Origin of the sequence: Pseudomonas sp. CYM-20-01 (assembly GCF_023169845.1) — a bacterium.
GTDB lineage: Bacteria > Pseudomonadota > Gammaproteobacteria > Pseudomonadales > Pseudomonadaceae > Aquipseudomonas > Aquipseudomonas azotoformans.
In genome coordinates, this window is sequence record NZ_AP025169.1 from 5,818,636 (window position 1) to 5,843,306 (window position 24,671).

Consider the following 24,671-nt stretch of genomic DNA (forward strand, 5'->3'; position numbering starts at 1 on the left):
GTTTAAGCCTGTTCCAACGAGGTTTCAACACGGTTGGCCGGGATCTTCTTCTCGGCTACCAGGCGAGCGTGCTGCTCGGCTTCGATGCGCTCGATCGTCTCGACCGGCACCATGTAGCCTTGATCATCACGGGCAGCGTGAATGATGAAGTAACCGATAGTGCCCACCAGGCTCACGATTGCCAGCCACCAGATGTGCCAGATCATCGCGAAACCGAACACGGTCAACAGCGCGCCCATCACCACGCCAGTGGCGGTGTTGTTTGGCATGTGGATCGGCTCATAGTGCTTCGGACGCTGGTACGCAGTACCGTCTTCCTTGGCTTCGGTGAACGCATCAATGGTGTTCGCAGTCGGGATCACGGCGAAGTTGTAGAACGGCGGTGGCGACGAAGTCGACCATTCCAGGGTGTGGCCATTCCATGGGTCGCCGGATTCGCAAGCGTTCTGCTTACGGTCACGGATACTCACGTACAGCTGGATCAGCTGGCATGCGATACCCACAGCGATCATCACCGCACCGAACATGGCGACGTACAGGTACGGCACCCACTCAGGGTTGGTAGTGGCGTTCAGACGACGGGTCATGCCCATGAAGCCCAACGCGTAGAGCGGCATGAACGCGACGAAGAAGCCCGAGATCCAGAACCAGAATGCAGCCTTGCCCCAACCTTCGTGCAGCTTGAAGCCGAACGCTTTCGGGAAGTAGAAGCTGAAACCAGCGATGTAACCGAATACCGCACCACCGATGATCACGTTGTGGAAGTGAGCGATCACGAACAGGCTGTTGTGCAGGACGAAGTCAGCACCCGGGATGGCCAGCAGTACGCCGGTCATGCCGCCGATGGCGAAGGTCACCATGAAGCCCAGGGTCCACAGAACCTGGCTGGTGATGCGCAGACGGCCGTGGTAGATGGTGAACAGCCAGTTGAATAGCTTCACCCCCGTCGGGATGGAAATCAGCATCGTCGCCAGGCCGAAGAAGGCGTTGACGCTGGCACCCGAACCCATGGTGAAGAAGTGGTGCAGCCACACCATGAAGCCCAGTACGGAGATTGCGCCCGATGCGTAGACCATCGAGTGGTGACCGAACAGGCGCTTGCCGGTAAAGGTCGAGATCACTTCAGAGAAGATACCGAACGCTGGCAGGATCAGGATGTACACCTCAGGGTGACCCCATGCCCAGAACAGGTTCACGTACATCATTGGATTGCCACCAAGTTCGTTGGTGAAAATGTGGAAATCCAGGTAACGGTCAAGCGACAGCAGCGCCATGGTAGCGGCCAGGATCGGGAACGAAGCCACGATCAGGACGTTGGCCCAGGTGCAGGTCCAGGTGAAGATCGGCATGTCCATCAGTTTCATGCCAGGGGCGCGCATTTTCAGGACGGTGGCCAGGAAGTTGACCCCCGTCAATGTCGTCCCGAGCCCTGATAACTGTAGCGCCCAGATGTAGTAGTCCACACCCACGCCAGGGCTGTACTGGATACCCGACAATGGCGGATACGCAACCCAACCGGTCTTGGCGAATTCGCCGACGCCCAGGGATACGTTGATCAGTACAACACCGGAAACCAGCAGCCAGAAGCTCAGGGAGTTCAGGAACGGGTAGGCAACGTCACGGGCACCGATCTGCAGCGGCAAGGCAAGGTTCATCAGGCCGGTGAAGAATGGCATCGCCATGAAGATGATCATGATCACACCGTGGGCGGTGAAGATCTGGTCATAGTGTTCAGGTGGCAGGTAGCCAGGCGAACCCTCGGTGGCCATGGCCAACTGGGTACGCATCATGATGGCGTCGGCAAAACCACGCAGCAGCATGACCATGGCAACGATGACGTACATGACACCGATTTTCTTGTGGTCGACGGACGTCAGCCACTCGGTCCACAGGTAGGTCCACTTCTTGAAATAAGTGATTGCTGCAAACAGTGCCAGACCACCCAGCGCGATCATGGCGATGGTCACCATCACGATCGGCTCGTGGAACGGGACCGCATCCCAACTTAATTTACCAAACATCGTTTACTCCTCTGCCCCAGCAGTTGAATGCGAGCCCGTGTCAGAACCTTCAACCACGGCCACTTCTTTCTTCTCGTGCTTGACCGGCTTGCCTGGCTTCATACCTTCGTACTTGTCGACGATTTTCTGAAACAGGTTCGGCTCATACGTGGAGTACAGGGCGACTGGGTTGTTCTGGCTTGGTTTGGTCAGGGCATCGTATTCAGCTTGATCAAGCTGTTTAGGTGCGGCCTTGACTTCGGCTACCCAGGCGTTGAAATCTTCCTGGCTCGTCGAGATCGCTTTGAATTTCATGCCGGTGAAGCCAGCGCCGCTGTAGTTCGCGGAGATGCCTTCCATTTCAGCTTTTTCGTTGGCGATCAGGTGCAGGCGGGTCTGCATGCCTGCCATCGCGTAGATCTGGCCACCCAGGGCTGGGATGAAGAACGAGTTCATCACGGCGTCGGAGGTGATCCGGAAGTTGAGCGGGGTGTGCTCGGGGAACTTGATCTCGTTGACCGTGGCGATACCCAGGTCCGGGTAGATGAACAGCCACTTCCAGTCCAGCGCGACCACTTCGATGTTGATCGGCTTGACGTCGGACTCCAGCGGACGGTACGGGTCCAGCTCGTGGGTCGACTTATAGGTGATGTAACCCAGGGCGATGATGATGAGGATCGGGACCAGCCACACCGCGATTTCGATCTTGGTGGAGTGCGACCACTTCGGCGCGTAGGTCGCGCTGGTGTTCGACGCGCGGTATTTCCAGGCGAAGGCGAAGGTCATGATGATCACAGGGACCACGACCAGCAGCATCAGCAGGGTGGCGGTGATGATCAGGTTTCGTTGATCCAGACCGATCTGTCCTTTCGGGTCCATCAAGGTCCACTTGCAGCCTCCCAGCATTAACATCATGCCAAGCAGCGGCAAAAAGCCTAGTAATCGGGGGTACCTGTTTTTACTCATCTCACGACCTCTAAAGCAGCTTGCGCAATGCAGTTGGGTTTTGATCGCCAACACTTCACCCTGCCAAGGGTTGGCATTTCTCTTCGATTGAATAAGAGCCTGCCCATCACGTCATAAGGGAACGTTTCACGGACCTGCGGTGAGTTCTTATTCGATTTCGTGGTTAAAGGCCTTGTTACAGACCAATTCCATTTGGTGCGGATAGTTGAAAGGCTGCCGGAACCTTGGGGTCGCACAGAGCCATCCATCTGCCCTTCGACCGCTCCAGTGCTCAAATATTGAACAGCACCGGACATTCAGTGCGGGCGATTGTAGTTAGCTAGCGATGTATAAACCATGTCTTATAAAGAAATAATTTTTATCGATTACAGCAATAATCCTTCACCATTATTGCAACGGTTCGCGATCTTATCGCGTTCGATTCTCAACAAAAACCACAAAAAATGCCGTGTTATAGGGCAGCCTGCCGCACCCCTTACCGCGTGTAAGGGGCTGCCAAACCGATGCAACCCCCCATAAAACAAGGCATTCGGACATCACCGAATCCCTGGCGCGGCGCGAGGTGCGCGGCCTTCCCGGCGCCCCGAACTGACAGCACATCTTGGCGGTTTTATGCAAATTTAAGCGGGGGTTTGGCGGGTCAGAAACGTCCTGCGGCGGCTTCCGTGTGACAACATGTCGCACACCGCGCGCAGCCAAAATTGTCCGGCGTCACGTTCCGTTCACAAATCCCCACACGCAAAAACGCCCCGGCCTTCATGAATAAGCGCCGGGGCGTTTGAGTGAATGATTCAGGCTTTGCGCTGGCGATTGCGATAGATGCCCAGCGGCACCAGGATCACGGTCAGCACGAAGGCCACCAATGCCCATTGCGCCAGGGAAAGCCCCAGTACGGGTGGGTACGGTGTGCTGCAGAAGCCATCGACCTGGAAGCCCAGAGGGAACACCTTGGCCAGCGGCAGGTCATCGACGATCGGTTGCAGCACATCGATGCCGCAGCTGACCTGGGGGAAGAACTGGGTGTACACGTGATGACCGGCGGCAGCGACACCGCCAAGGGCGCTGAGCACCACCAGGCCCTCGAACAGCGTGATCGCACCTTTTTTACGCATGGCCGCGCCGATGAACGCGAAGATCGCGATCAACAGCAAGGCATAGCGCTGCAGGATGCACAACGGGCATGGCGCCTCGCCGAGTACCACCTGCATGTACAACGCACCGCCGATCAGCGCCAGGCAGATGATGCCCAGCAACACCAGAAAGCGCCGCTCCCTGCCTAAACGCAATTCGTCACTCATCCCCGTATCCCTTTGTTTGGTTGTGCCAATGGCCGCAAGTTTACACACAGGCCACCGTTTAAACAGAGGGGGGTTAACAGCGGATTAATCCAGAGAAATAGACCGCTGTATGTGGGAGGGGGCTTGCCCCCGATAGCAGTGGATCAGCCAGCTTATGTGCAACCGACCTACCGCTATCGGGGGCAAGCCCCCTCCCACACCTTTGACCGCCTTATTCCAGGGCAGCAGCCGGGCCAAAGAATTCGTAGCGGCTTTGCTGCTCGGGCACACCCAGGGCCTTGAGGTGGCGCTTGATCGCGGCCATGAAGCCCTTAGGCCCGAGGAAGTAGGCGTCCAGGTCGCGCTGCTCGGGCAGCCAGGCGGCCAGTTGTTCCTGGCTGAGCAAGCCCACCTTGTCCGCCGCCGGGCTTACGCCATCGTCTTCGGTGTAGCAGTAGAAGCGCTTGAGCTGCGGGTGCTTCGCCGCCAGGGCGTCCACCCAGTCACGAAACGCATGGACGCCGCCGTTACGTGCGCAGTGGATAAAGTGCACCGGGCGCTCGGTGGCCAGGGCGGCTTCGAGCATCGGCAGGGTCGGCGTGATCCCGACCCCGCCGCTGATCAGCACCAGCGGTTTGTCGCTGGCCGCCAGGGTGAACTCGCCCGACGGGGTGAACAGGTCGATGGTCGCACCGACATGCAGCTGGTCGTGCAGGTAGTTGGACACCCGGCCACCGGCTTCGCGCTTGACGCTGATGCGATACATACCGCTATCGGTCAACGCCGACAGGGAGTAGTTGCGGCGCACTTCCTCACCGTCGAGCACCAGCTTCATGCCGATGTACTGGCCCGGCGCAGCGGCGAGGATCGGACCGTTGTCCACAGGAGCGAAATAGAAGGAGATGATCTCGTCGCTCTCGACCACGCGCTTGACCACAATAAACGGCCGCGCCCCACGCCAGCCACCGGGCGCCTGGGCCTTCTCGTCGTAGATCACCGCTTCAGCGCCGATCAGGATATCCGCCAATTGGCCGTAGGCCGCACCCCAGGCATTCATGACCTCAGGGGTCGCAATCTCACTGCCCAGCACTTCGGAAATCGCCCGCAACAGGCAGGCACCGACGATCGGGTAATGCTCCGGCAGGATCTGCAGGGCCACGTGCTTGTTGATGATCTTGGCTACCAGGTCGCCCAACTGGTCGAGCTGATCAATGTGTCGCGCATACATCAACACGCCATTGGCCAGGGCACGGGGCTGGTCACCGCTGGCCTGGTGGGCCTGGTTGAACAGCGGGCGAACTTCCGGGTACTCGGACAGCATCATGCGGTAGAAATGGGTGATCAGCGCTTCACCGCCGCTTTCCAGCAGGGGCACGGTGGATTTGACGATGGCACGGTCTTGGGCACTAAGCATGGGAGCCTCCTGGGCTTCTTTACTGATTGCCTTTACCTACTCAGTATTCGTGCCAACTAATAAACCGTTAATTTTCAATAACTTAATTAATGTGTAGTCAGTATGACTTCCTACACCTTATAGTCATTAGGACTACAAGGAGTCATTATGACTGCGCAATCGCTGCTCACCACCCTGCTGCCCCTGGTCGCCGACCTGTCCCGCGAACTGCCCGAAGGCGAGCGTTACCGCCGCCTGCTGCAAGCCATGCGCGCCCTGCTGCCCTGCGATGCCGCCGCGCTGTTGCGCCTGGACGGCGAGTGGCTGGTGCCGCTGGCGGTGGACGGGTTGAGCGCCGACACCCTGGGTCGACGCTTCAAGGTCAGCGAGCACCCGCGCTTTGCCGTGCTGCTCAGCAGCCCCGGCCCCACGCGCTTTGACAGCGACAGCGAATTACCCGACCCCTACGACGGCCTGGTCGAGGGTCTGCACGGGCACCTGGAAGTACACGATTGCATGGGTTGCCCGCTGTTCGTCGACGACCAGCCCTGGGGCCTGCTGACCCTGGACGCCCTCGACACCGAGCGTTTCGAACGCGTGGAACTGGACGCCCTGCAGGCGTTCGCCAGTCTCGCCGCCGCCACCGTGAACGTCGCCGAACGCATCGAACGCCTGACCCTGCGCGCCGAAATCTACCGCGAGGCCAGCGGCCAGCAGCACAAGGAAATGATCGGCCAGAGCAAACCCCACAAACGCCTGGTGGAAGAGATCAAGCTGGTGGGCGGCAGTGACCTCACCGTGCTGATCACCGGTGAAACCGGCGTGGGCAAAGAACTGGTGGCCCAGGCCATCCACGCCGCTTCGCCCCGCGCCGACAAACCGCTGATCAGCCTCAACTGCGCCGCCCTGCCGGAAACCCTGGTGGAGAGCGAGTTGTTCGGCCACGTACGCGGCGCCTTTACCGGCGCGTTGAACGAACGTCGCGGCAAGTTCGAACTGGCCAACGGCGGCACACTGTTCCTGGATGAAGTGGGCGAACTGTCACTGACCGTACAGGCCAAGCTGCTGCGCGTATTGCAAAGCGGCCAGCTGCAACGCCTGGGCTCGGACAAGGAACACCAGGTGGACGTGCGCCTGATCGCCGCCACCAACCGCGACCTCGCCGACGAGGTGCGCAACGGCCGCTACCGCGCCGACTTCTACCACCGCCTCAGTGTGTACCCGCTGCAGGTCCCGGCGCTGCGTGAGCGCGGACGCGATGTGTTGCTGCTGGCCGGTTTCTTCCTGGAGCAGAACCGCTCGCGCATGGGCCTGGGCAGCCTGCGTCTGACCAGCGATGCCCAGGCGGCACTGTTGGCCTATAACTGGCCGGGCAATGTGCGGGAGCTGGAACATTTGATCGGACGCAGCGCGCTGAAAGCACTGGGTAACTGTCGCGAGCGTCCGAAGATTCTCAGCCTGAATGCACAGGACCTGGACCTGCCCGATGTCAGCGCAGCGCTGGTCGAAGAACCCGCCGAGGCGGTCGCCCTGGTGACCGGCGACCTGCGCCAGGCCACCGAGCAGTATCAGCGCCAGGTCATCAGCGCCTGCCTGGAACGCCACCAGCACAACTGGGCCAGCGCCGCCCGCGAACTGAGCCTGGACCGTGCCAACCTCGGGCGGATGGCCAAGCGCCTGGGCCTCAAATAACCCAGGCACCTCCCACATTTTTAGATTGCCTTTGCCTTGAAGGCCGGGCTCGCTGGCTTGGGCTTACGAAACACCAGCACATTGCCCAGCATCACCAGCACCAACCCCGCCAACGCCGGTGCGGTCCACTGATACCCCTCGGCAAACGCCGACACATTCAGCGCCACCACCGGGAACAGCACGGTGCAATAGGCCGCACGTTCCGGCCCCATGCGCCCGACCAGCGTCAGGTACGCGGTAAAGCCGATCACCGAACCTGGAATCACCAGGTACCCCAGCGCGCCGATATACCGCGCGCTCCAGTCCATCTCGAAGGGAATCCCGCGCACCGCGCAGTAAGTCGCCAGCATTGCCGATCCATAAGCCATGCCCCACGCATTGGTGGTCAGCGGCTTGAGCCCGGCCTTCTGTTGCAGGCTCGAGAGCATATTGCCGGCCGAGAAACACATGGTCCCCAGCAACGCCAACCCAAGGCCAAGCAAGGTCTGCGGGCTGGCGGTGTGCCCCACCAGCTCCGGCCAGAACAACAGGCCCAACCCTGCCAGCCCCAGGCCGCCACCCATCAATACATTGCGCGCCACCCGCTGGCCGAAAAACACCCGGGCATTCAGCGCGTTCCACAGCGTGGCCGTGGAAAACACCACCGCCACCAAGCCGCTGGGGATCCATTGGCTGGCCGTGAGGAAGCACATGAAGTTCACGCAAAACAGGCACAGCCCCTGGGCCAGGCAGATCAGGTGCCCGCGCAGGTTCATCACCTGCAACCTGCGGCTCACCAGCAACAGTGCAAACAACACCAGTGCTGCCAGGCCGAAGCGATAGACGATGGACACAGGAATCGCCACCACGCCCAACTGCCATTTGAGGGCGATCCAGGTGGTGCCCCAGATCAGCACGGTGAGTAAATACAGGAAAAGATTCATAGCGGGCTCCATCGGTTGAGCCACAGTGTGGCCCCCAGCCTGGGATGCGCTCTTGCACAATCTTGCGCTTTTGTCGGCCAATGGGATCACAGCAACCAGCGCGCGGAGTAGGATGCAAGGCGTCAGAGAGTACGAACCATGCCAGACCTGGAATCCCTGCAAGTCTTCCAAGCGCTTAACCGCTCGCCCAACGCACGCCTCGAAGCCTGCGCCGAGCTCGGTGACGGCTTGTCTGCGGCGCTATGGAGCAACCATCACGACGCGCAGGACTACCAGGCCCCCAGCCATCACACGTTGTCCTGCTACATCGGCGGCGGCACCGGCACCTTTCGACGCGACCAACCCGGCACCAAGGGCGGCCCCGACAAACTGTGCATCCTGCCCGCCGAACACCAGTCGGCCTGGGTGATCAACGGCGAAATCCGCCTGGCCCATGTGTATTTCAGCCCGGAGCAATTCGCACTCGGTTGCGTCACCCTGCTCGACCGCGAACCGCGCGCCCTGCAATTGCGCGAAAGCACCTTTCTGGAGGACGCCGGCCAGGCGCGACGCTTTCATCAGTTGATAGCGCTGAACTGGCACGAACCCGCCGAGCGCCTGCTGACTAGCAGCCTGGCCCATGAAATGCTCAGCCAAACGCTGCTCAGCCAAGTGGGCGCACGCGACGGGCTGCGCCTTAAAGGCGGGCTGGCGGCGTACCAGCGGCGGCTGTTGGTGGAGTACATCGACCAGCACCTGGAAGACCCGATCAGCCTAGGCCACCTGGCCGGCCTGTGCGCACTCTCGGAATACCATTTCGCGCGGATGTTCCGCCAAAGCTTCGGCCTGCCGCCCCATCAGTACCTGCTGGCGCGCCGCCTGACCCGCGCCCAGGCGCTGCTGCGCAGCGGCGCGCTGCCCTTGGGTGAAATCGCGTTGATGTGTGGCTTTTCCAGCGCCAGCCACTTCACCCATCGCTTCCGCCAGGCCATGGGCGCCACGCCCGGCGAATACCGCCAAGCCTTCAGCGCCTAGGTCATCAACCCCAGGGTCTTGGCCTTGGCCACTGCTTGCGTACGCCGTTCCACCCCCAGCTTGCTGTGGATGCGCCGCGCATGGGTCTTGACGGTGTGCAGGGAGATAAACAGGCGATCGGCGATTTCCAGGTTGGAGTTGCCCAGGGCGATCAACTGCAGCACTTCCAGCTCGCGCTGGCTCAAGGGATTCTCTGCCGCGCCCGACACGGCCGCCTGAGGTTCCATGCCCAACTCACTGAGCAACCCCGGCGAGCGCAACCGCAGTTCGCGAATCGCTTGCTGTACCTGACAACGCGCCGCCAGCTCCAGCCCGGTTTGCAGCGAGCGACGCGCCAGGGCCGAGTCGCCCATTTGCCAGGCCACCTCCCCCAGCACCAGGTGCAGTTCGGTTTCCAGGCAGAGCATGCCGCGTTGATGGGTTGCCTCCAGCAAAGCCGTCAGCCGCGCCACCGGTTGCTCGGCGCAGCCCAGCTTCACTTCTGCCAGCACCAGCAGGTATTCCAGGCGCGGGATCAGTTCCAGGGTGGCCGGCGGCGCCTGTTTGGCCTGGGGACCACGAAAGTGGCGAAGCACACGACGCACCGCTTCCACCGTCAATTCGGCGCGCCCCTGCTGCAACCAGAAATGCCCACTGACCAACAGCAACACTGCGCGGTACACCGTGTCGGGGACCTGGCGCTGTTGCATCAAGCGTTCGGCCTCGCGCAGTTGCACAAAGGCCTCGGCGTAGTCGCCACGGTTGGCGGCCAGCAGGGCCAGGCCGAGAAATCCATAAAGCACGCGCTTGTCCTGGCTGTGCAGGCACATCTGCATGCCGCTCTCGAAGCACTCGGCAGCCAGGCTGTCCTGGCCCTGACGCAACGCCAGGTGCCCACGGCGCAGGGCGATGCGCCCCACCAGCGGCCCGGCTTTCAGACGTTGCTTGATCAACATCGCCTGCACACTCTCCAGCAGGCTCTGCGCCCGATACGGGGCGCCGCGCTGCTCCAGCAACTGCGCGTGATCCAGTTCAAGCAACGCCTCAAGCAGCAACGACCCATGGGCGCGGGCCAGGCACAACGCTTCGCGGCTCAGCGCCTGGGCTACGTCCAGTTCGCCGCGCAGCAGTGCTTGCTGAGTGAGGCCCGACAGGCACATCAGCCGCGACGTCCAGGCGCTGTCGGGCAAGGCTTGCAGCGCTTCGAGGAAATGCGCGCGGGAGCGTTCGGCATCGCCGCCCAAGTGCAGCAGCCAGCCCCACTGTGCCTGCCAGCGCGCCAGCAGGTAGCGTTGTTGCGCCGCCGTCGGTTGCGGCGCGAACCGTGCCAACTGGTCGATACATTGCGCGGCCTGGTCGAAGCGCCCGGCGAACAGCAACGCCGCCGTCACCAGCCCCACCAGTTGCGCCGAGCCGAGCATCAACTCTTCACCATGCTCTTCATGCAAACGCAGCAGCAATACGGCGTTCTGCTGGCGGAACAGGTCTTCGAAACTGAAATGCTGCAACAGGCTGACTGCCACCTCGTACTCTTCGGCCAGCAGCGCGTGCTCGAACGCGGCCTGCCAGTCCTGTTCGGCGGTGAACCATTGGCAGGCACGCCGATGCCAGGAACGCTTGGCCGGCCAGGGGTCATCGCGTATCAGCTGGGCAAGCGGCGGGAAAACCTGCAACCACTCGGTATCTTCCCAAGGCTGGATAAAGGCGCCGAGCGCCTGCAACTCGCGCAGGTAGTGGTCACCGTCGCCAAAGCCGAACAAGTGCTCGCACAATCCCGAATTAAAGCGTGGCATGTGGGCCAGCACGCGCCAGGCTTCGGTCAGCTCGGGCGGCAAGGTGCTGAACAGTTCGTGCTGCAAATAATCGAGCAAGGTTTTCTGCGGATGGCCGTCCCCCAGCAACGCAATACGCACGCCGGCGCACCAGCCGGCGCTGAACTGCCACACGCTGTCCGCTGACGGCCCCAGCGGGAGCAGTTGCTGAATTTCTTCAAGGGTGAACGCCAACTCAGTGCCGCCCTCCAGCAATTCATCGTCGAGCAACAGGCGCGGCCAGTTGCAGGCCGGACGGCGCCGCGCCCCCAGCCACCAGGTCAACGAGGGGCTGCTTGCCGTGAGCAGGCGGTCGAGCAAGGCATCGGTTTCGGGGGTGGGCAAGCGGCAGAAATCATCGAGGAACACCCAGGCCGATGTTGGCCAGCGGCCAAGATCCGACAGCAGCGTGGCTTCGTCAGTGAAGGCCAAGCCGAGGTTTTGCGCCAGGCGCCGGCAAAGGTCGAGGGGGCTCAGGGCGACACCATTGAGCGGCAACCAGTACACCTGGCATCCCGCTGGCGCCTGCAACGCACATTCGGCCAGCAACGCACTCTTGCCGCTGCCGCCGGGGGCGCACAGCAACTTGACCCTGACCGGCGCTGCCAGCAGAGGCCCGGCCAGGCGTGGGCGCAACAGATGGTGGGCGGACAGCCGAGGCATGAATCCAGGACGGTCCAGGCAGCGTGTCATGGCGGTCATTGCTGCATCCTGCGTTCTTATTGTTATGCAACGTGGCGTCTACCCTAGTCCTGTGGCGGGCAGTAGTTGAAGAAGTATTCAGCGGGGTGATTGGCGGGCATAAAAAAGCCGGGAGCCCGAAGGGTCCCGGCCAGGTCAGAGGGTGATCAGCGAACGCCTTCGGCCCTCAGCGCAGCCGGGGTGTAATCCGCCGCCTTGGCATTGAAGCCGAACACGAAGCTGCTCTTCTCCTCGTTCTTCATGCCCAGCGCGATGTAGCGCCCGGCGATGATGTCGTACAGGGTTTCCACGGTGTAGGCCGGGGTCTGGTGGTCGTAGTAGAACTGCGCATGGCCTTCGGCGACCCGCCACAGTTGGCCACGGCCGTCGTAGTGATCCACCAGCGCCACCTGCCAGCTGTCTTCGTCGATGTACATGTGGCGCTTGGCGTAGATGTGCCGCTCACTCGGCTTGACCGTGCCGACCACTTCCCACACGCGGTGCAGTTCATAGCGGGTCAGGTCCTGGTTGATGTGGCCGGCCTTGATGATGTCGTCGTACTTGAGCGTCGGCTGGTCCAGCTTGTAACTGTTGTAGGGGATGTACATCTCCTTCTTGCCCACCAGCTTCCAGTCGTAGCGGTCCGGCGCGCCGGAGAACATGTCGAAGTTGTCCGAAGTACGCAGGCCATCGGAGGCGGTGCCAGGTCCGTCGTACGCCACTTGCGGCGCCCGGCGCACACGACGCTGGCCGGCGTTGTAGATCCACGCCAGGCGTGGTTCCTTCACCTGGTCGAGGGTTTCATGCACCAGCAGCACGTTGCCCGCCAGGCGCGCCGGCGCCGTCACCGACTGCTTGAAGAAGGTCAGCACGTTGGCCGCCTTGGCCGGGTCCATGTCGGGGATCAGTTGCGGCACCGCCACTTCTTCCTCGAAGCGGATCGGCGTGTAGCTCCCATTGGTCTGCGGGGTGGCCTGGGTGATGATGCGGCGCAGGTTGCCGCCGTGGTAACGGGTGATGTGGTTCCACAGCACCTCCACGCCATTCTTGGGAATCGGGAACGCGTAGTAGCGGTTGCCGGTGAACCCTTCGAGGCCGTTGCCATCGTTGATCGGCTTGACGTTCAACGCGCTGCGCTTGATCGATTCATAGATCTCCGGCGGCAGGTTGACGGTGCGGTGGGTCGGGTACACCGGGATCTTATAGGTCTCGGGGTAGCGCTTGAACATGGCCACCTGGCCGTCGGAAAGTTTGTCCTTGTACTTGTCGACGGTGGCCGCGGTGATCACGAACAGCGGTTTTTCACTGGCGAACGGGTCAGCCAGGAAGCCCTTGCTGTCCACGGCTCCGGCGTTTTTCGGGATGCCTCCAGTCCAGGCAGGGATCGAGCCATCGGCGTTGCCGGCTTTCTCGGCGCCCACCGGGGTCAACGTAGTGCCGAGCTTGGCCGCCTCTTCCGGGGAGACCGCGGCCATCACGTTGACGGCCAACAGGCTGAGGGCCATTACCGCAATTATCTTACGCATAGAGTGTTGTCCTTCCTTAAGCCAGATCAGAAGTTCGCGCCGAAGCTGAGGGCGATGAAGTCGCGGTCGGTGAGGGTGTTGTAGTCGCCGCCGAAAAAGTCGGTGTAGCTGAGGCTGGCGGTATAAGTGCTGCGGTAATCCGCATCCACGCCGACGCTGATGGCCTTGGCGCCCTTGTTGAACAGGCCGTTGGGGCCGTAGCCGGCCACGTCATGGGACCAGGACAGGTTGGGCTTGAGGTTCACCCCGGCAATCGCGTTGTTGTAGTCGAGGATCGCCCGCGCGCGGTACCCCCAGGAGTTGGCCGTGACAAAACCGTCGGTGTCACCCTGGAAACCGTAGGCGCCATACACCGAGTCGCGGCCATAACGCAGCTTGGATTTGTCCTCCAACCCGCCAACGTGCACGTAGGCCGCTTCGCCGACCAGGGTCAGGCGTTCAGCGCCCAGTACCTGGTCGAAGAATTGGGTCATGGTGCTTTGGATCTGGGTGATTTCCTTGCGGCGGTAACCTTTGTTGTCGTCACCGAAGTTGCTGCGGATCGGCGAGGCCAGTTGCCCGGCGACCGGGTTGATCAGGGCCAGGGTCAGGTCGGTGGTGTTGAGTTGCACCGGGGCATTGGGGCGATAGCTGATCTCGCCGGTCCACGCCGTGCCGGTGGGCAATGTGGTGGAGAAACTCGCACCAAACAGGCGGATATCTTCCGGGTAGTCCAGGTAGTACTGGCCACGGCCAAGCATCAGGCTCTGGACCAGACCTGCGCCGGAGCCGGGCGCGATGCCATTGGCTGCACCGGCGATCGCACCGAGCCGGGCCAGGCTCGTATTGTTGGTGATGGTGCCCACGGTCGGGGTGCGGCTGTGGTAGTTCATGAAATACAAGCCGTATTCGGTGTCATCCCCCAACCAACGCAACGCCGTACCGAATTGACCACTGTCACGCGCGTCGCGATCCTGCGCACGCTGCACGATCACCCCTTCACGAGTCACTTGAAAGCCTTGCCCAAACGCGGCGGCGACAGGCTGCAACGGCGCAATCGCCGGGTTGCCCACCGTGTAGTTGCCATTACAGCCATGGGCCGCCACATCCCCACCAAAGAATGTGCCGCAGTTATCCAGCACGGTGTTTTCCCAGTTCAGCTGGTAGAAGCCTTCCACGGTGAGTTGGTTGGTCAGGCTCTGGGAGGCGAACAGCATGTTCACCGGGATCAGCCCTTCCTTGATCTCTGCGCCCGGGCGGCGGAAGGCCGAAACGTCGATGGGGTTGATGCTGTTGATCGAGTTACCGATAAAGGTGCTCTCGCCCCAGCTGACCACTTGCTTACCGAGGCGCACGTTGCCCGGTTGGTCGCCAATCGAATAGTTGTGATACACGAAGGCATCGAGCAATTCATAGCCGGATGAACGCGCGCCCTCGTCACGATGGTGATTGCTGATCTGCTTGAACTCGCGGTCTTCGTCCTGCAACTCGAAGTCGTACCAGTACTTGCCGCGCACGAAGACGCCGCTGTCACCGTACTTGAGCTCCAGGTCGTGAATGCCCTTGAAGATCTTGGAGAAGGTCTCGCCCTTCTTGAAGTTCAGGCGCCCGTCATCCCCGGTAGACGCCTGGCCAGTACCGCCGTTGACGGTGCCTACCAGTTTTTTGTCGGCGTCGCGCATGCCCCAACTCGCGCCCACCGACAGCGAGGAATCGAATTGCCCTTCGATCTCGCCAATGTTGAACGAAACAGCCTGTGCCTGGGCACAGCACCCCAACGCAACCGCAGCGGCCAGCGCCTGTGGCCTGAAGATGGCGCGCATTGTTGTTCTTGTCATGCGTCTTCCCCGGTGAGTGACAGAAGGCCCCACCCTACTGCCGCGTCTCAGGAGCGATAAGCGCACCAAGGAGGGATTCGTGTTGTCGCTCGAAAGGATGACAAGGCGCTCTGGCCGGGGTCTGGCCGGGGGCATGCAGCGGGTGGATAGGGGGTTATCAGGGGAATGGATAGCACGTACGGACACTATTGCCGTTTTAGTAACAGTCCTTGTCACGAACCGGCATTACTCATCCTGTTACAAACGACTATTCTTAGCGGGCTTTCAGGGCAAACGGCCCGCTTCCCCCGACCGGAAGAAAAGCCAGATTCAAATGGATTGAGGCCTGTTTTCAATCTGTTACCGGTGTTCACTGACGTTGATTTGTCGCTCCTTGATCCAACGTCTGACTTCAGCCGCTGCGTTTGCAGCGGCTTTTTTTTGCCCTGAATAAAACGGGGCGCCATCAGCGCCCCGCAGGATTAAAGCTTTTTCAAGCAACGATCACAGGCTGTACTTCTGCAAGTTGGCCATCATTTCCTTCAACGCTTCGATGTTGTCCTTGGGGTGTGCCGCGCCTTCGAAGTCGCAGATCTGCTGCCAGTGCGCCGCCACGTCTTCGGGCGAGAACCCCGCCTCAGGGTCAAAGCCCACACCCAGGCTGCGTTCCCAGCGGGTCTTGCCGATCCAACCGCCGCCCACTTCAAACAGCCCGGAGGTTTCCTGGCAGGCTTCACTGCCCAGGTACACCACCAGCGGGCTGACCAGTTCCGGTTTGAGGCGTTCGAACACCTGCGGCGGGATCAAGCCTTCGGTCATGCGTGTACCGCCGGTGGGGGCGATGGCGTTGACCAGGATGTTGTTCTTGCGTCCTTCCAGCGCCAGCGTTCGGGTCAGGCCGTACAGGCCGAGCTTGGCCATGCCGTAGTTGGACTGGCCGAAGTTGCCGTAGATACCCGAGGTGGACGCGGTGAAGATCACCCGGCCATACCCTTGCTCGCGCAGATGGGGCCAGGCGGCGCGGGTGACTTTGTAGGCGCCTTCGACATGAACCCGGTAAACCAGGTCCCAGTCGCTGTCGTCCATTTTGTGGAAGGTCTTGTCGCGCAGGATCCCGGCGTTGTTGACCACCACATCGATACGGCCGAAGGCGTCGAGGGCGTTCTGCACGATCTTGTCACCGTCGGTGACAGAGTCGTGGTTGGCCTCGGCGATACCGCCCGCTTCGCGAATCTCGGCCACCACCCGGTCGGCGGCGGACGCATTGGCGCCTTCACCTTGCGTGGAACCGCCGAGATCGTTGACCAGAACCTTGGCGCCATGCCTGGCGAACAGCAGCGCATGGGCCCGGCCCAATCCGCCACCGGCACCGGTGACGATCACGACCTTATCCTGGAACTGCACTGATTCACTCATACCGAACTCCAATGGCGACAATGGGAATGGGTCGAGTGTCAGGCACCGGGGCGCTGGTCACAATAAAGCCGGCCAGGGCTGAATGGTGCTCGATAAGGCTGAGGGATAATCGTCCGATCAGGAATAGGCCATTCGCGGAGCCGAGTGGCCGATGCGATCACGAAACGCCAGGTAATGCTTGAGCACCTGTACCGGCGCCTCGATCTGCGGGTAATGGCCGATATTGGCCAATAGCACCGTGTCGGCGTGAGGCACCAGTTCGTGATAACGCGCCACCATGTGGGCACCGGAGATCGGGTCGATCTCGCCGTCGATCACCCGCAGCGGCACATCAGTGTGTTGCATCGCCGCCACCCAACGCTCACGCAGGCGCCGACGCTGAGGAATGTAAGCGATGAGTTTGTGCAGGATGCGCGTGCCATCGTTGCGGTCGATCAGGCTCCAGAAATCGTCCAGGGCGCTTTCGCTGGGGCGGGTGTTGGGGCCGAATATCTGGCTGAAACTGTTGGCCAGGGCATTGCGCCCGAACGCGCGACCGATCATCCAGCCCAAGGGGCTGAGCAGCAGCTTTTGCACCAGCGCCGGACGATGGGTTTCCGGGAACAACCCGCCGTTGAGAAACACGCAGCTGGCCATGTGAAAGCGGCCTTCGCAGTGCCGGGCCAGCAGTTCCTGGGCCACGCTGTCGCCATAGTCGTGGGCGAGCACATGCACCGGCTGATCCACACGCAGGTGCTCCAGCAGCGCCTGTTGCAAGTCTGCCTGTTCCAACAGGCAATAACCATGGTCGAGGGGTTTGGCCGAGTCGCCAAAACCGAGCATGTCGCAGGCGATCACCAGGTTGCGTTGGGCAAGGGGCTGCCACAGGTAATGCCAGTCCCAACTGGCAGTGGGAAAGCCATGGATCAACAACAAGGGTTCGCCCTGCCCCGCCACCCAGTAGCGGATAGTGCGTCCGTTAAAGTCGAAGGTCTGGCTGCGTTTGCGCCAGACACTCAGCGGGATCTCGGCGAGAGGCATCAGGTTTTATACCCAGGATCGAGGCTGTCCAATTTGCGCAGCAACGCCGGCCAGGCCAGCGCGCCCCCCATACCTTGCGCACTCTTTGTGACAGCCGCCACCATCGCCTTGGCACCGGCGAGGATCTGCGGCCCGATGGGGATCAAATCCGCCCCGCCGCTCTGGGCCAGCACCTGGATATCGCAGGCGCGCTGGAAGGTAAACATCATCAGAAACGTGTCGGCGATGGTGCTGCCGCAGGTCAGCAGACCGTGGTTGTGCAGCATCAGGAAATTATTTTGGCCAAGATCGGCCTGCAAACGGGCCTTCTCTTCGTGGTTCAGCGCCACGCCTTCGTAGGCGTGATAAGCCAGGCTCGACAGCACGAAGATCGATTGCTGGCTGATCGGCAAGACGCCCTGCTTCTGCGCCGCCACCGCGACACCGGCAGCGGTGTGGGTATGCAGCACGCACGTCACATCGTGGCGCACTTCATGGATGGCGCTGTGGATGGTGTAGCCCGCCGGGTTGATCTCGTAGGGGCTGTCCATCAGCTTGTTGCCGGCCTGGTCGACCTTGACCAGGCTCGACGCGGTGATCTCGTGAAACATCAGCCCGTAGGGGTTGATCAGGAAATCGTCGGTGCCCGGCACCTTGGCCGAGATATGGGTGAAGATCAGGTCATCCCAGCCGTGCATCGCCACCAGGCGGTAGCAGGCGGCCAGGTCGACGCGGGTCTGCCATTCGGCGGCGCCGACCTGATCTTTGACATTCTGTGGCGATGGAACGGGGGCTAGACTCACGGCAACGACCTCCTTGGCGCACTTTCTTATTGTTTTTTGAGTGATGGGCCAGTCTAGTCAGACGCCCTGCCCGCCGTAGTTGCCTTGGCAGCCAGCTTGATGACCGTGCGGGTCAGCCTTGAGAATAGTTTAAATCCGTGCAAGCGACGTCAGAGAAGTGCCGCCAATAAAGGCGCGGCGAACAGGTTGAGCAAGCCGGTCAGGACCATCACCAGGCCAGCAACCGAGCCCTCTTCGCCGCCCACTTCATGGGCCCGGCTCACGCCCGCACCGTGGGCACCCACGCCAAACAGCGCACCGCGCGCCAGCGGCGTACGCAGGGGTAGCCATTTGAGCAGCACACCGCCGAGCATCGCCCCAAACACACCGGTGAACATCACGAACACCGCCGTCAGTTCAGGCACGCCACCCAGGTCGGAGGACACCGGCATGGCGAACGGCGTGGTGATGGAGCGCGGCACCAGAGACAGGGTCACCGAGCTGTCCAGGGCCAACGCTTTGGCCAAGCCAAATGAGGTGGCGATGGACGCCACGCTGCCCGCCACCATCCCCAGCAACAACGCCGACCAGTAACGCGCCAGCAACCGCCGCTGCTGCCAGATCGGCACGGCGAATGCCACGGTGACGGGGCCGAGTACCAGCATCAGCCAGTGAGTATCGGCGGAGTATTCGGCGTAGGCCGTGTTCATCGGCACGGCCACCGCCAGCAACAGCACGGGCACCAGGATCAGCGGCGACAACAGATAACGCCCGGTACGGCGGTAGATCCAGCGGCTGAAGACATATGCGCCCACGGTCAAGGCGAGCCAGAACACCGGCATCAGCTCAAGCTTCATGGCGCAGCCTCCAGCGGCACACCAGCTCCACGGTGAACGCGGTCACCAGCATCACCGCCAGGGTGCTGAGGCCGATGACCAGCAGGATGCGCCAACCGTCATTGCGCAGCAGGCCGCCGTAGTCCAGCAGACTCATCAGCGCAGGGATGAAGAACAGCAGCATTTCAGCCATCAGCACGCCGGCCCCCAGTTGCAGGGCCGCCGGTTTGACCAGGCCGCTGGCGAAGACCATCAACAACAGGCCCAGGCCTACCACACCGCCGGGAATCTGCCACGCCCACCACACGGCCAGTTGGCAGCCGAACAGGTAAATGGCCAGTAGCACGACCAGTTCAATCAACAGACGGGTGAAACGTTTCATGGGCTTTGGGTCCTCGCAGGCCTTCATTTTAAAGAGGCATGTCCCATCCCCACAGCGAATTGTTAGACTGCCAGCTATTCCAAATCGGAATTTCGCACATGGAATTCAAACAGCTACGCAGCTTCGTCGAGGTAATCCACCGCGGTGGCTTTACCCAGGCCGGCAAAACCCTGCATATCAGCCAGTCCGCCGTCAGCAAACAGGTTGCGCAATTGGAGCAGAGCCTGGGCACGCCCCTGCTCGACCGGATCGGCTCGCAGATTCGCCTGACCGCCGCCGGCCAAGTCGTCCTGCAACGCGCCGAAGCCATGCTGCGCCTGCAAAACGAGCTACTCAGCGAGTTGGACGATATGCACCAGTTGACCCGAGGCGAGTTGCGCCTTGGCCTGCCATTGTTGGCCGGCGATACGTTGTTTGCCGGGCTGTTTGCCGAATACCGCAGGCGTTACCCGAACGTGACCATCCAGTTGCTGGAGGGCGGCAGTCGCAATATCGAACAGGCCATCCTGAGCGGCGAACTGGAAGTAGGGGGCAGCCTGAAACCCAGCGACTCGGCGTTTGCCTGGCAAGCGTTCTGCGATGAGCCCCTGGACGCGCTGTTGCCGATTGATCATCCGTTGGCGGAAAACGCCCAGGTACGCCTGGAGGAATTGGCCGACACGCCGTTCCTGATGTACCAGCGCAGTTTCGTGCTGAACGACCGCCTGATGCAGGCGTGTGAGCAGTTGGGTTTTACGCCGAAGGAAATCGGTCGCAGTGGCCAGGCGGACTTCCTCGCCGCGCTGGTCGCCGCCGGCCAGGGCGTGGTGCTGCTGCCCAGCGTGGTCGCCCGTGGGCTGGTGCGACCGGGGGTGGTGCGCCTGACGCTCAAGGCGCCCGACTACTTGCGCTGGGACATTGCATTTATCTGGCGTGACGGCGCCTATCTGTCGAAAGCCGCCCAGGCCTGGCTGGCATTGCTGCGTGAGTTTCCGGTCAAGCGCGCAGTGCAGTGACCAGCTCCGCCAGCCACGGTTCGGCGTCGGCTTCCGGGGTCACACTTTCGCTGGCGTCCAGGCGCAACATCGGCAGTACTTCGCGCACGCCCAGCTCGCCAAACAGCTCGCGCATCTGCTCGCCACCACCGCAGAAGGTGTCGCCGTAGCTGGCGTCGCCCAGGCCGATCACCGCACCGGGCAGGCCGCGCCAAGCGGCGGGCAGTTGATCACGAATCGTTGAGTACAGGGGTTGGAGATTGTCGGGCAATTCGCCCATGCCGGTGGTGGACGTCACCGCCAGAAACGCGTCCGGCGCAAACGCCTGCACATCGGCGAGGCTGGCGCGAGGGTTGTGCCAGGCCTCGAAACCGGCGGCATTGAGAATGCCGACAGCGTGACGGGCGACTTCTTCAGCCGTGCCGTAGACCGAGCCGGAAAGGATGGCGACTTTCATCAATCTGATCCTGTAGTTGAGCGAAAGCCTGGGATATTAACAGCTGCCACAATTTTTTCGGCGCGCCCCGTGCAACATTCAGGGCTTGCCATAAACTCCACAGTTCAAAAACAAGCCATGGACCGCTCAATGATTAACGCCAAGCTGATGCAACTGGTCATCAACGCCTCCAACGACGGTATCGTCGTCGCCGAGCGCGAAGGCAAAGACAAGCCGCTGATCTACGTCAACCCAGCTTTCGAACGCCTGACCGGCTACACCCTGGATGAAATTCTCTACCAGGATTGCCGCTTCCTGCAGTCGGGCGACCGTGATCAGCCAGCACTGATGGCGATTCGAGAGGCACTGGAAAGCGGAGGTGCATGCCGGGAAATCTTGCGCAATTACCGCAAGGACGGCAGCCATTTCTGGAATGAGCTGTCGCTGTCGACGGTGTACAACGAGGCCGACAAGCAGACTTATTTCGTCGGCGTACAAAAAGACGTCACGTTGCAGGTCAAGGCCCAGCAGCGCGTCACCCAATTGGAAAGCGAACTGGCCCAGGTCAAGGCCGAACTGGCCGCGCTCAAAGCGACGAGCGGATCTAACAAAATTTAGGAAGTGCGATCATTAGGGGGGATAATGGCATTTTAACACCCCCTAATGAGCACGAGTGATGCAACGCGATGCGCTCCTGACCCAGGACGAGCTGGATTTCATTCAGAACATGCAGCACAACCCGCAACTCAACCTGCGGGATGCTTCATCGAGCCTGACCGTTAACGGCGGCGCACAGATTCGCGACTTGCTTACCCGGCTGGCCGCTCACGACCACCTCACCATCCAGGCACAATTCGATAATCAGCAACTGACCTTCCCCTTGCACTTGGTGGAAGACGAGTTCAATGCCGTGCACCTGCGTTTGGGCGTGCCAAGCATTTTCGAAGACGGGCCGATGATTCGTCCCTGGCGCCTGGCCCTGGAAACCCCGGTGGCGCTGGAGAACATCAGGGGCAACCTCAGTGCGTTGTGGGTGCATGAAGTTTCGTTCAAGGGGGTGCTGGTGGAGATTCGCGGGCGGGTCAAACCACCGAAAACCTTTTCCCTATGGTTCAGCCCATCCGGCTACGAGCGCATCGCCTTGCGCGGCACATTGGAGCGGGAAACCGCCCGAGGCTTGTTCGCCTATCGCCTGAGCCAGAGTGATGCGGATGAAACCGAGCGTCTGCGCCAGTTCATCCTGCATCAGCACCGCCTGGTGCACCCGCACGTGCACGCCTGATTTCAGGTATCCAGGTTGCCGCTGAGGAACTGCTGCAGGCGGCGCTGCATCAAGCGCCCGTCACTGCCCAGGCAACCGACGGGCGAGCCCACAAGGTCTTTTTCCGCCAGGTCCGAAGCGGCGCCGGCGATCAGCAATGGGCAATCCAGGGTCTGCGCCAAGCGATTCAAGCGTCCCACCCGCTCATGATTGTGTGCATGATTGGAAAACACGATCAGTGCCTGGGGATGGGTCTTCTCACAGATCAGCGTCAATTCGTCCAGCGGCTGGCCGACCGCCAGGACCTTCACCGCCAAGTTCTCTCGGCTCATCAGTAGCGCAGCCACCAACAATTCCAGTTTGCGGCACTCGCCGGGGATGGCCGCAAGCAGCACCCGCGACAACGGCTCCGCACAGGCCAGTTGCAGGCGCTGCAAGGCCCGGACTCGCAGGAAGTTATCGAAAAACAACCATTCGCTGGCCTGACCGAACCGGCCCTGGTGACGCAACAGCTCGTGCCAAAGCGGCATCAGGATGTCTTCAAAAGCCACGCTGAGGGGGTAGGTGGCAAGAACACTGGCGTACTGGTGTTCCAACCGTCGGTCGTCGAACGCGCTGACAGCCTGCATCATCTGTGCCTGCCATTGAGCCCAGTCCCCGCCCTCCAGCGAGTCTTGCTCGGCGCGAACAGCCAGGGCTTGCTGGTCGTCACGGGCGAGAATTTTCCCAACCTTGCTGACCGCCACACCGCGCTCGATCCAATCGAGGATACGATTGACGGTCGTAATATCAGCCTTGGAATACAACCGATGCCCGCTTTCGGTGCGTACGGGCTGGATCAGGCCGTAACGTCGCTCCCAGGCACGCAAGGTGACCGGATTGACGCCTGTCATTCTCGAGACTTCACGAATTGGAAACAGCTTATCGGAATCGGTCGATTCAAGATGCAAATTGCTATCATGGGAGGCAGTGATCACGGGCATTGGAGACCAAAAAACCAACGGTAAATAGAACCTCATTTAACGCCCTTAGACCTGTCTTTTTCAAGGTCCCAGCTTATTCGGACCAATGCCTCTGGCGTATTTGTGCAAAACAGGAATAATCCTTGCCTGTTTTTACAGAGCGGCACCACCCCGCCGCTTTGTTTGTGCGCCCCCTACCCGGCCCGGCGCACCTGAATATTTGGAGATACACAATGTCTACCTCCCCCGTCACCCTGATGGTTGCGCGTCGCGTGGCCAAGGGTCGCTACGAAGAATTGATGGCCTGGCTGCGTGAAGGCGAGCAATTGGCCACGGATTTTCCGGGTTACCTGGGCTCAGGCGTGCTTGCCCCGCCGCCCAACGATGATGAATTCCAGATTATTTTCCGCTTCGCCGATGAAAAAACCCTGCATGCCTGGGAGTTTTCCGCGTCCCGCAGTGCGTGGCTGAGCCGTGGCAGTGAGCTGTTTGCCGACCCGTCCGAACACCGCGTGCGCGGCATCGACGGCTGGTTCGGCGCAGTGGGCGCGCGCCCACCTCGCTGGAAGCAGGCCGTAGCCATCTGGCTGGCGTTTTTCCCGGTGTCACTGTTGTTCAATTTTGTGCTGGGGCCGCTGCTGAGCGAACTGGACCTGGCACCGCGCGTGCTGGTCAGTACCCTGGCGCTGACGCCACTGATGGTTTACTGGTTCATCCCGCTGTCGACCCACCTGTTGGCAAACTGGCTGCATCCTGCCCCTGCACCGCGCAAGGCTAGCGAAGCCGCGGCGTGAATACAGGGGCGCTCGGTCGCTGGTATAGTTTCAACCTGCCAGCGACTCGAGCCTCCCATGACTGCAACAAACGCCCCGATCCTGATCACCGGCGCCGGCCAGCGTGTCGGCCTGCATTGCGCCCAGCGCTTGCTGGATGACGGCCACCCGGTGATTTTCAGCTACCGCAGCGAACGACCTGGCGTGCAGGTGTTGCGCGAGCGTGGGGCGATCGCAGTGTTTGCCGACTTCTCCAGCGAGGCCGGCATCCTGGCGTTTATCGCTGAGCTGAACACCCATACCCAGAGCCTGCGTGCGATCATCCACAACGCCTCGGCCTGGATGGCGGAGTCGCCCGACGACGAAAGCCGCGCGTTTACCGACATGTTCAGCGTGCACATGCTTGCGCCGTACCTGATCAACCTGCATTGTTCACCCTTGCTGCACCGCTCGACACCGGCCGACATCGTGCACATCAGCGATGACGTGGTGCGCAAGGGCAGCCGCCAGCACATCGCCTATTGCGCCACCAAGGCCGGGCTCGACAGCCTTACGCTGTCGTTTGCCGCGCAGTTCGCGCCGCTGATCAAGGTCAACGGCATCGCCCCGGCAATGGTGATGTTCAACGACGGCGACGACGCGGCCTACCGCACCAAGGTACTGGCCAAGTCGGCACTGGGCATCGAGCCCGGGCCCGAGGTGATCTACCAGAGCGTGCGTTACCTGCTGGACAACCCCTATGTCACCGGTACCACCCTGACCGTCAACGGCGGGCGGCATATCAAGTAAGCC

General features: G+C 61.4%; 22 protein-coding genes and 1 pseudogene. 8 read left to right on the forward strand and 15 right to left on the reverse strand.

Features of this window, described 5'->3' with window-relative positions; translation table 11 throughout:
• Nucleotides 1-2: 2 nt before the first annotated feature.
• Nucleotides 3-2,021 carry a cytochrome o ubiquinol oxidase subunit I gene (gene cyoB, locus M2497_RS26480; protein ID WP_071489204.1) on the reverse strand — a complete coding sequence of 673 codons (2,019 nt, stop codon included), beginning with the start codon at nucleotides 2,019-2,021 and terminating at the stop codon, nucleotides 3-5.
• Nucleotides 2,022-2,024: 3 nt separating this feature from the next.
• Nucleotides 2,025-2,966, reverse strand: coding sequence for a ubiquinol oxidase subunit II (gene cyoA, locus M2497_RS26485; protein WP_058426761.1), 942 nt, complete (start codon nucleotides 2,964-2,966; stop codon nucleotides 2,025-2,027).
• A 27-nt stretch (nucleotides 2,967-2,993) separates the two neighbouring features.
• Here cyoA and M2497_RS30740 point away from each other — a divergent pair.
• Nucleotides 2,994-3,285, forward strand: a pseudogene (locus M2497_RS30740) (hypothetical protein).
• A 472-nt stretch (nucleotides 3,286-3,757) separates the two neighbouring features.
• On the opposite strand, the gene M2497_RS26490 reads toward M2497_RS30740, so the two are convergent.
• Nucleotides 3,758-4,264, reverse strand: coding sequence for a disulfide bond formation protein B (locus tag M2497_RS26490; protein ID WP_058426762.1), 507 nt, complete (start codon nucleotides 4,262-4,264; stop codon nucleotides 3,758-3,760).
• 211 nt (nucleotides 4,265-4,475) lie between these two features.
• A complete protein-coding gene (gene hmpA / locus M2497_RS26495; protein WP_248484337.1) occupies nucleotides 4,476-5,657 on the reverse strand; it encodes an NO-inducible flavohemoprotein in 1,182 nt (393 codons plus the stop codon).
• Nucleotides 5,658-5,804: 147 nt separating this feature from the next.
• On the opposite strand from hmpA, the gene norR reads away from it, so the two are divergent.
• Nucleotides 5,805-7,328, forward strand: coding sequence for a nitric oxide reductase transcriptional regulator NorR (gene norR, locus M2497_RS26500; RefSeq protein WP_248484339.1), 1,524 nt, complete (start codon nucleotides 5,805-5,807; stop codon nucleotides 7,326-7,328).
• Nucleotides 7,329-7,348: 20 nt separating this feature from the next.
• Here the strand turns inward: norR and M2497_RS26505 are convergent, their stop codons facing one another.
• A complete protein-coding gene (locus M2497_RS26505) occupies nucleotides 7,349-8,251 on the reverse strand; it encodes a DMT family transporter (RefSeq protein WP_248484342.1) in 903 nt (300 codons plus the stop codon).
• A 138-nt stretch (nucleotides 8,252-8,389) separates the two neighbouring features.
• Between M2497_RS26505 and M2497_RS26510 the strand changes: the two genes are divergently transcribed.
• Nucleotides 8,390-9,265, forward strand: a complete 876-nt coding sequence (locus tag M2497_RS26510; protein ID WP_248484344.1) for an AraC family transcriptional regulator — start codon at nucleotides 8,390-8,392, stop codon at nucleotides 9,263-9,265.
• Here M2497_RS26510 and M2497_RS26515 read toward each other — a convergent pair.
• From M2497_RS26515 to M2497_RS26550, 8 genes are all read right to left on the reverse strand, one after another.
• Nucleotides 9,262-11,757, reverse strand: a complete 2,496-nt coding sequence (locus M2497_RS26515) for a LuxR C-terminal-related transcriptional regulator (RefSeq protein ID WP_248484346.1) — start codon at nucleotides 11,755-11,757, stop codon at nucleotides 9,262-9,264. The two genes, M2497_RS26510 and M2497_RS26515, sit on opposite strands and share 4 nt — an antisense overlap.
• Before the next feature lie 146 nt (nucleotides 11,758-11,903).
• On the reverse strand, nucleotides 11,904-13,262 hold the full coding sequence (locus tag M2497_RS26520) for a DUF1329 domain-containing protein (protein WP_248484348.1): 1,359 nt from the start codon (nucleotides 13,260-13,262) through the stop codon (nucleotides 11,904-11,906).
• 26 nt (nucleotides 13,263-13,288) lie between these two features.
• The gene (locus tag M2497_RS26525; protein ID WP_248484351.1) at nucleotides 13,289-15,079 is read right to left on the reverse strand and encodes a DUF1302 domain-containing protein; all 1,791 of its coding nucleotides are present in this window, start codon (nucleotides 15,077-15,079) and stop codon (nucleotides 13,289-13,291) included.
• 483 nt (nucleotides 15,080-15,562) lie between these two features.
• Nucleotides 15,563-16,474, reverse strand: a complete 912-nt coding sequence (locus M2497_RS26530; protein WP_058426770.1) for an SDR family oxidoreductase — start codon at nucleotides 16,472-16,474, stop codon at nucleotides 15,563-15,565.
• Nucleotides 16,475-16,591: 117 nt separating this feature from the next.
• Nucleotides 16,592-17,494: an alpha/beta hydrolase gene (locus M2497_RS26535; RefSeq protein ID WP_248484353.1), complete on the reverse strand. Its 903-nt coding sequence runs from the start codon at nucleotides 17,492-17,494 to the stop codon at nucleotides 16,592-16,594.
• Nucleotides 17,494-18,276 (reverse strand): class II aldolase/adducin family protein, encoded by a 783-nt coding sequence (locus M2497_RS26540; RefSeq protein WP_248484356.1) that lies wholly within the window; start codon nucleotides 18,274-18,276, stop codon nucleotides 17,494-17,496. The genes M2497_RS26535 and M2497_RS26540 overlap by 1 nt, the downstream gene beginning before the upstream one ends.
• A 149-nt stretch (nucleotides 18,277-18,425) precedes the next feature.
• A complete protein-coding gene (locus M2497_RS26545) occupies nucleotides 18,426-19,112 on the reverse strand; it encodes an LrgB family protein (protein ID WP_248484358.1) in 687 nt (228 codons plus the stop codon).
• Nucleotides 19,102-19,473, reverse strand: coding sequence for a CidA/LrgA family protein (locus M2497_RS26550; RefSeq protein WP_248484360.1), 372 nt, complete (start codon nucleotides 19,471-19,473; stop codon nucleotides 19,102-19,104). Before M2497_RS26550 ends, M2497_RS26545 begins: the two co-directional genes overlap by 11 nt.
• 98 nt (nucleotides 19,474-19,571) lie before the next feature.
• Between M2497_RS26550 and M2497_RS26555 the strand changes: the two genes are divergently transcribed.
• The gene (locus tag M2497_RS26555) at nucleotides 19,572-20,468 is read left to right on the forward strand and encodes a LysR family transcriptional regulator (RefSeq protein WP_248484369.1); all 897 of its coding nucleotides are present in this window, start codon (nucleotides 19,572-19,574) and stop codon (nucleotides 20,466-20,468) included.
• On the opposite strand, the gene M2497_RS26560 is transcribed toward M2497_RS26555, so the two are convergent.
• The gene (locus M2497_RS26560) at nucleotides 20,449-20,904 is read right to left on the reverse strand and encodes a flavodoxin (protein ID WP_058426776.1); all 456 of its coding nucleotides are present in this window, start codon (nucleotides 20,902-20,904) and stop codon (nucleotides 20,449-20,451) included. The genes M2497_RS26555 and M2497_RS26560 overlap by 20 nt on opposite strands.
• Before the next feature lie 129 nt (nucleotides 20,905-21,033).
• Between M2497_RS26560 and M2497_RS26565 the strand changes: the two genes are divergently transcribed.
• Nucleotides 21,034-21,501 (forward strand): PAS domain-containing protein, encoded by a 468-nt coding sequence (locus M2497_RS26565; RefSeq protein ID WP_248484371.1) that lies wholly within the window; start codon nucleotides 21,034-21,036, stop codon nucleotides 21,499-21,501.
• A gap of 58 nt (nucleotides 21,502-21,559) precedes the next feature.
• Entirely contained in the window at nucleotides 21,560-22,165 is a 606-nt protein-coding gene (locus tag M2497_RS26570) for a hypothetical protein (RefSeq protein WP_248484373.1), read from the forward strand.
• A gap of 2 nt (nucleotides 22,166-22,167) precedes the next feature.
• Here the strand turns inward: M2497_RS26570 and M2497_RS26575 are convergent, their stop codons facing one another.
• The gene (locus M2497_RS26575) at nucleotides 22,168-23,127 is read right to left on the reverse strand and encodes a MerR family transcriptional regulator (RefSeq protein ID WP_248484382.1); all 960 of its coding nucleotides are present in this window, start codon (nucleotides 23,125-23,127) and stop codon (nucleotides 22,168-22,170) included.
• A 212-nt stretch (nucleotides 23,128-23,339) separates the two neighbouring features.
• Between M2497_RS26575 and M2497_RS26580 the strand changes: the two genes are divergently transcribed.
• Together M2497_RS26580 and folM are read left to right on the forward strand one after the other, a co-directional pair.
• Nucleotides 23,340-23,900, forward strand: coding sequence for an antibiotic biosynthesis monooxygenase (locus M2497_RS26580; RefSeq protein ID WP_248484384.1), 561 nt, complete (start codon nucleotides 23,340-23,342; stop codon nucleotides 23,898-23,900).
• Between the two features lie 57 nt (nucleotides 23,901-23,957).
• Entirely contained in the window at nucleotides 23,958-24,668 is a 711-nt protein-coding gene (gene folM, locus M2497_RS26585; RefSeq protein WP_248484386.1) for a dihydromonapterin reductase, read from the forward strand.
• Nucleotides 24,669-24,671: the final 3 nt, after the last annotated feature.

What these genes read in the sequence shown, in the direction of transcription:
- cyoB (WP_071489204.1), bottom strand. Translation starts at nt 2,021, where the DNA reads ATGTTTGGTAAATTAAGTTGGGATGCGGTCCCGTTCCACGAGCCGATC.
- cyoA (WP_058426761.1), bottom strand. Translation starts at nt 2,966, where the DNA reads ATGAGTAAAAACAGGTACCCCCGATTACTAGGCTTTTTGCCGCTGCTT.
- M2497_RS26490 (WP_058426762.1), bottom strand. Translation starts at nt 4,264, where the DNA reads ATGAGTGACGAATTGCGTTTAGGCAGGGAGCGGCGCTTTCTGGTGTTG.
- hmpA (WP_248484337.1), bottom strand. Translation starts at nt 5,657, where the DNA reads ATGCTTAGTGCCCAAGACCGTGCCATCGTCAAATCCACCGTGCCCCTG.
- norR (WP_248484339.1), top strand. Translation starts at nt 5,805, where the DNA reads ATGACTGCGCAATCGCTGCTCACCACCCTGCTGCCCCTGGTCGCCGAC.
- M2497_RS26505 (WP_248484342.1), bottom strand. Translation starts at nt 8,251, where the DNA reads ATGAATCTTTTCCTGTATTTACTCACCGTGCTGATCTGGGGCACCACC.
- M2497_RS26510 (WP_248484344.1), top strand. Translation starts at nt 8,390, where the DNA reads ATGCCAGACCTGGAATCCCTGCAAGTCTTCCAAGCGCTTAACCGCTCG.
- M2497_RS26515 (WP_248484346.1), bottom strand. Translation starts at nt 11,757, where the DNA reads ATGACCGCCATGACACGCTGCCTGGACCGTCCTGGATTCATGCCTCGG.
- M2497_RS26520 (WP_248484348.1), bottom strand. Translation starts at nt 13,262, where the DNA reads ATGCGTAAGATAATTGCGGTAATGGCCCTCAGCCTGTTGGCCGTCAAC.
- M2497_RS26525 (WP_248484351.1), bottom strand. Translation starts at nt 15,079, where the DNA reads ATGACAAGAACAACAATGCGCGCCATCTTCAGGCCACAGGCGCTGGCC.
- M2497_RS26530 (WP_058426770.1), bottom strand. Translation starts at nt 16,474, where the DNA reads ATGAGTGAATCAGTGCAGTTCCAGGATAAGGTCGTGATCGTCACCGGT.
- M2497_RS26535 (WP_248484353.1), bottom strand. Translation starts at nt 17,494, where the DNA reads ATGCCTCTCGCCGAGATCCCGCTGAGTGTCTGGCGCAAACGCAGCCAG.
- M2497_RS26545 (WP_248484358.1), bottom strand. Translation starts at nt 19,112, where the DNA reads ATGAAGCTTGAGCTGATGCCGGTGTTCTGGCTCGCCTTGACCGTGGGC.
- M2497_RS26550 (WP_248484360.1), bottom strand. Translation starts at nt 19,473, where the DNA reads ATGAAACGTTTCACCCGTCTGTTGATTGAACTGGTCGTGCTACTGGCC.
- M2497_RS26555 (WP_248484369.1), top strand. Translation starts at nt 19,572, where the DNA reads ATGGAATTCAAACAGCTACGCAGCTTCGTCGAGGTAATCCACCGCGGT.
- M2497_RS26560 (WP_058426776.1), bottom strand. Translation starts at nt 20,904, where the DNA reads ATGAAAGTCGCCATCCTTTCCGGCTCGGTCTACGGCACGGCTGAAGAA.
- M2497_RS26565 (WP_248484371.1), top strand. Translation starts at nt 21,034, where the DNA reads ATGATTAACGCCAAGCTGATGCAACTGGTCATCAACGCCTCCAACGAC.
- M2497_RS26570 (WP_248484373.1), top strand. Translation starts at nt 21,560, where the DNA reads ATGCAACGCGATGCGCTCCTGACCCAGGACGAGCTGGATTTCATTCAG.
- M2497_RS26575 (WP_248484382.1), bottom strand. Translation starts at nt 23,127, where the DNA reads ATGCCCGTGATCACTGCCTCCCATGATAGCAATTTGCATCTTGAATCG.
- M2497_RS26580 (WP_248484384.1), top strand. Translation starts at nt 23,340, where the DNA reads ATGTCTACCTCCCCCGTCACCCTGATGGTTGCGCGTCGCGTGGCCAAG.
- folM (WP_248484386.1), top strand. Translation starts at nt 23,958, where the DNA reads ATGACTGCAACAAACGCCCCGATCCTGATCACCGGCGCCGGCCAGCGT.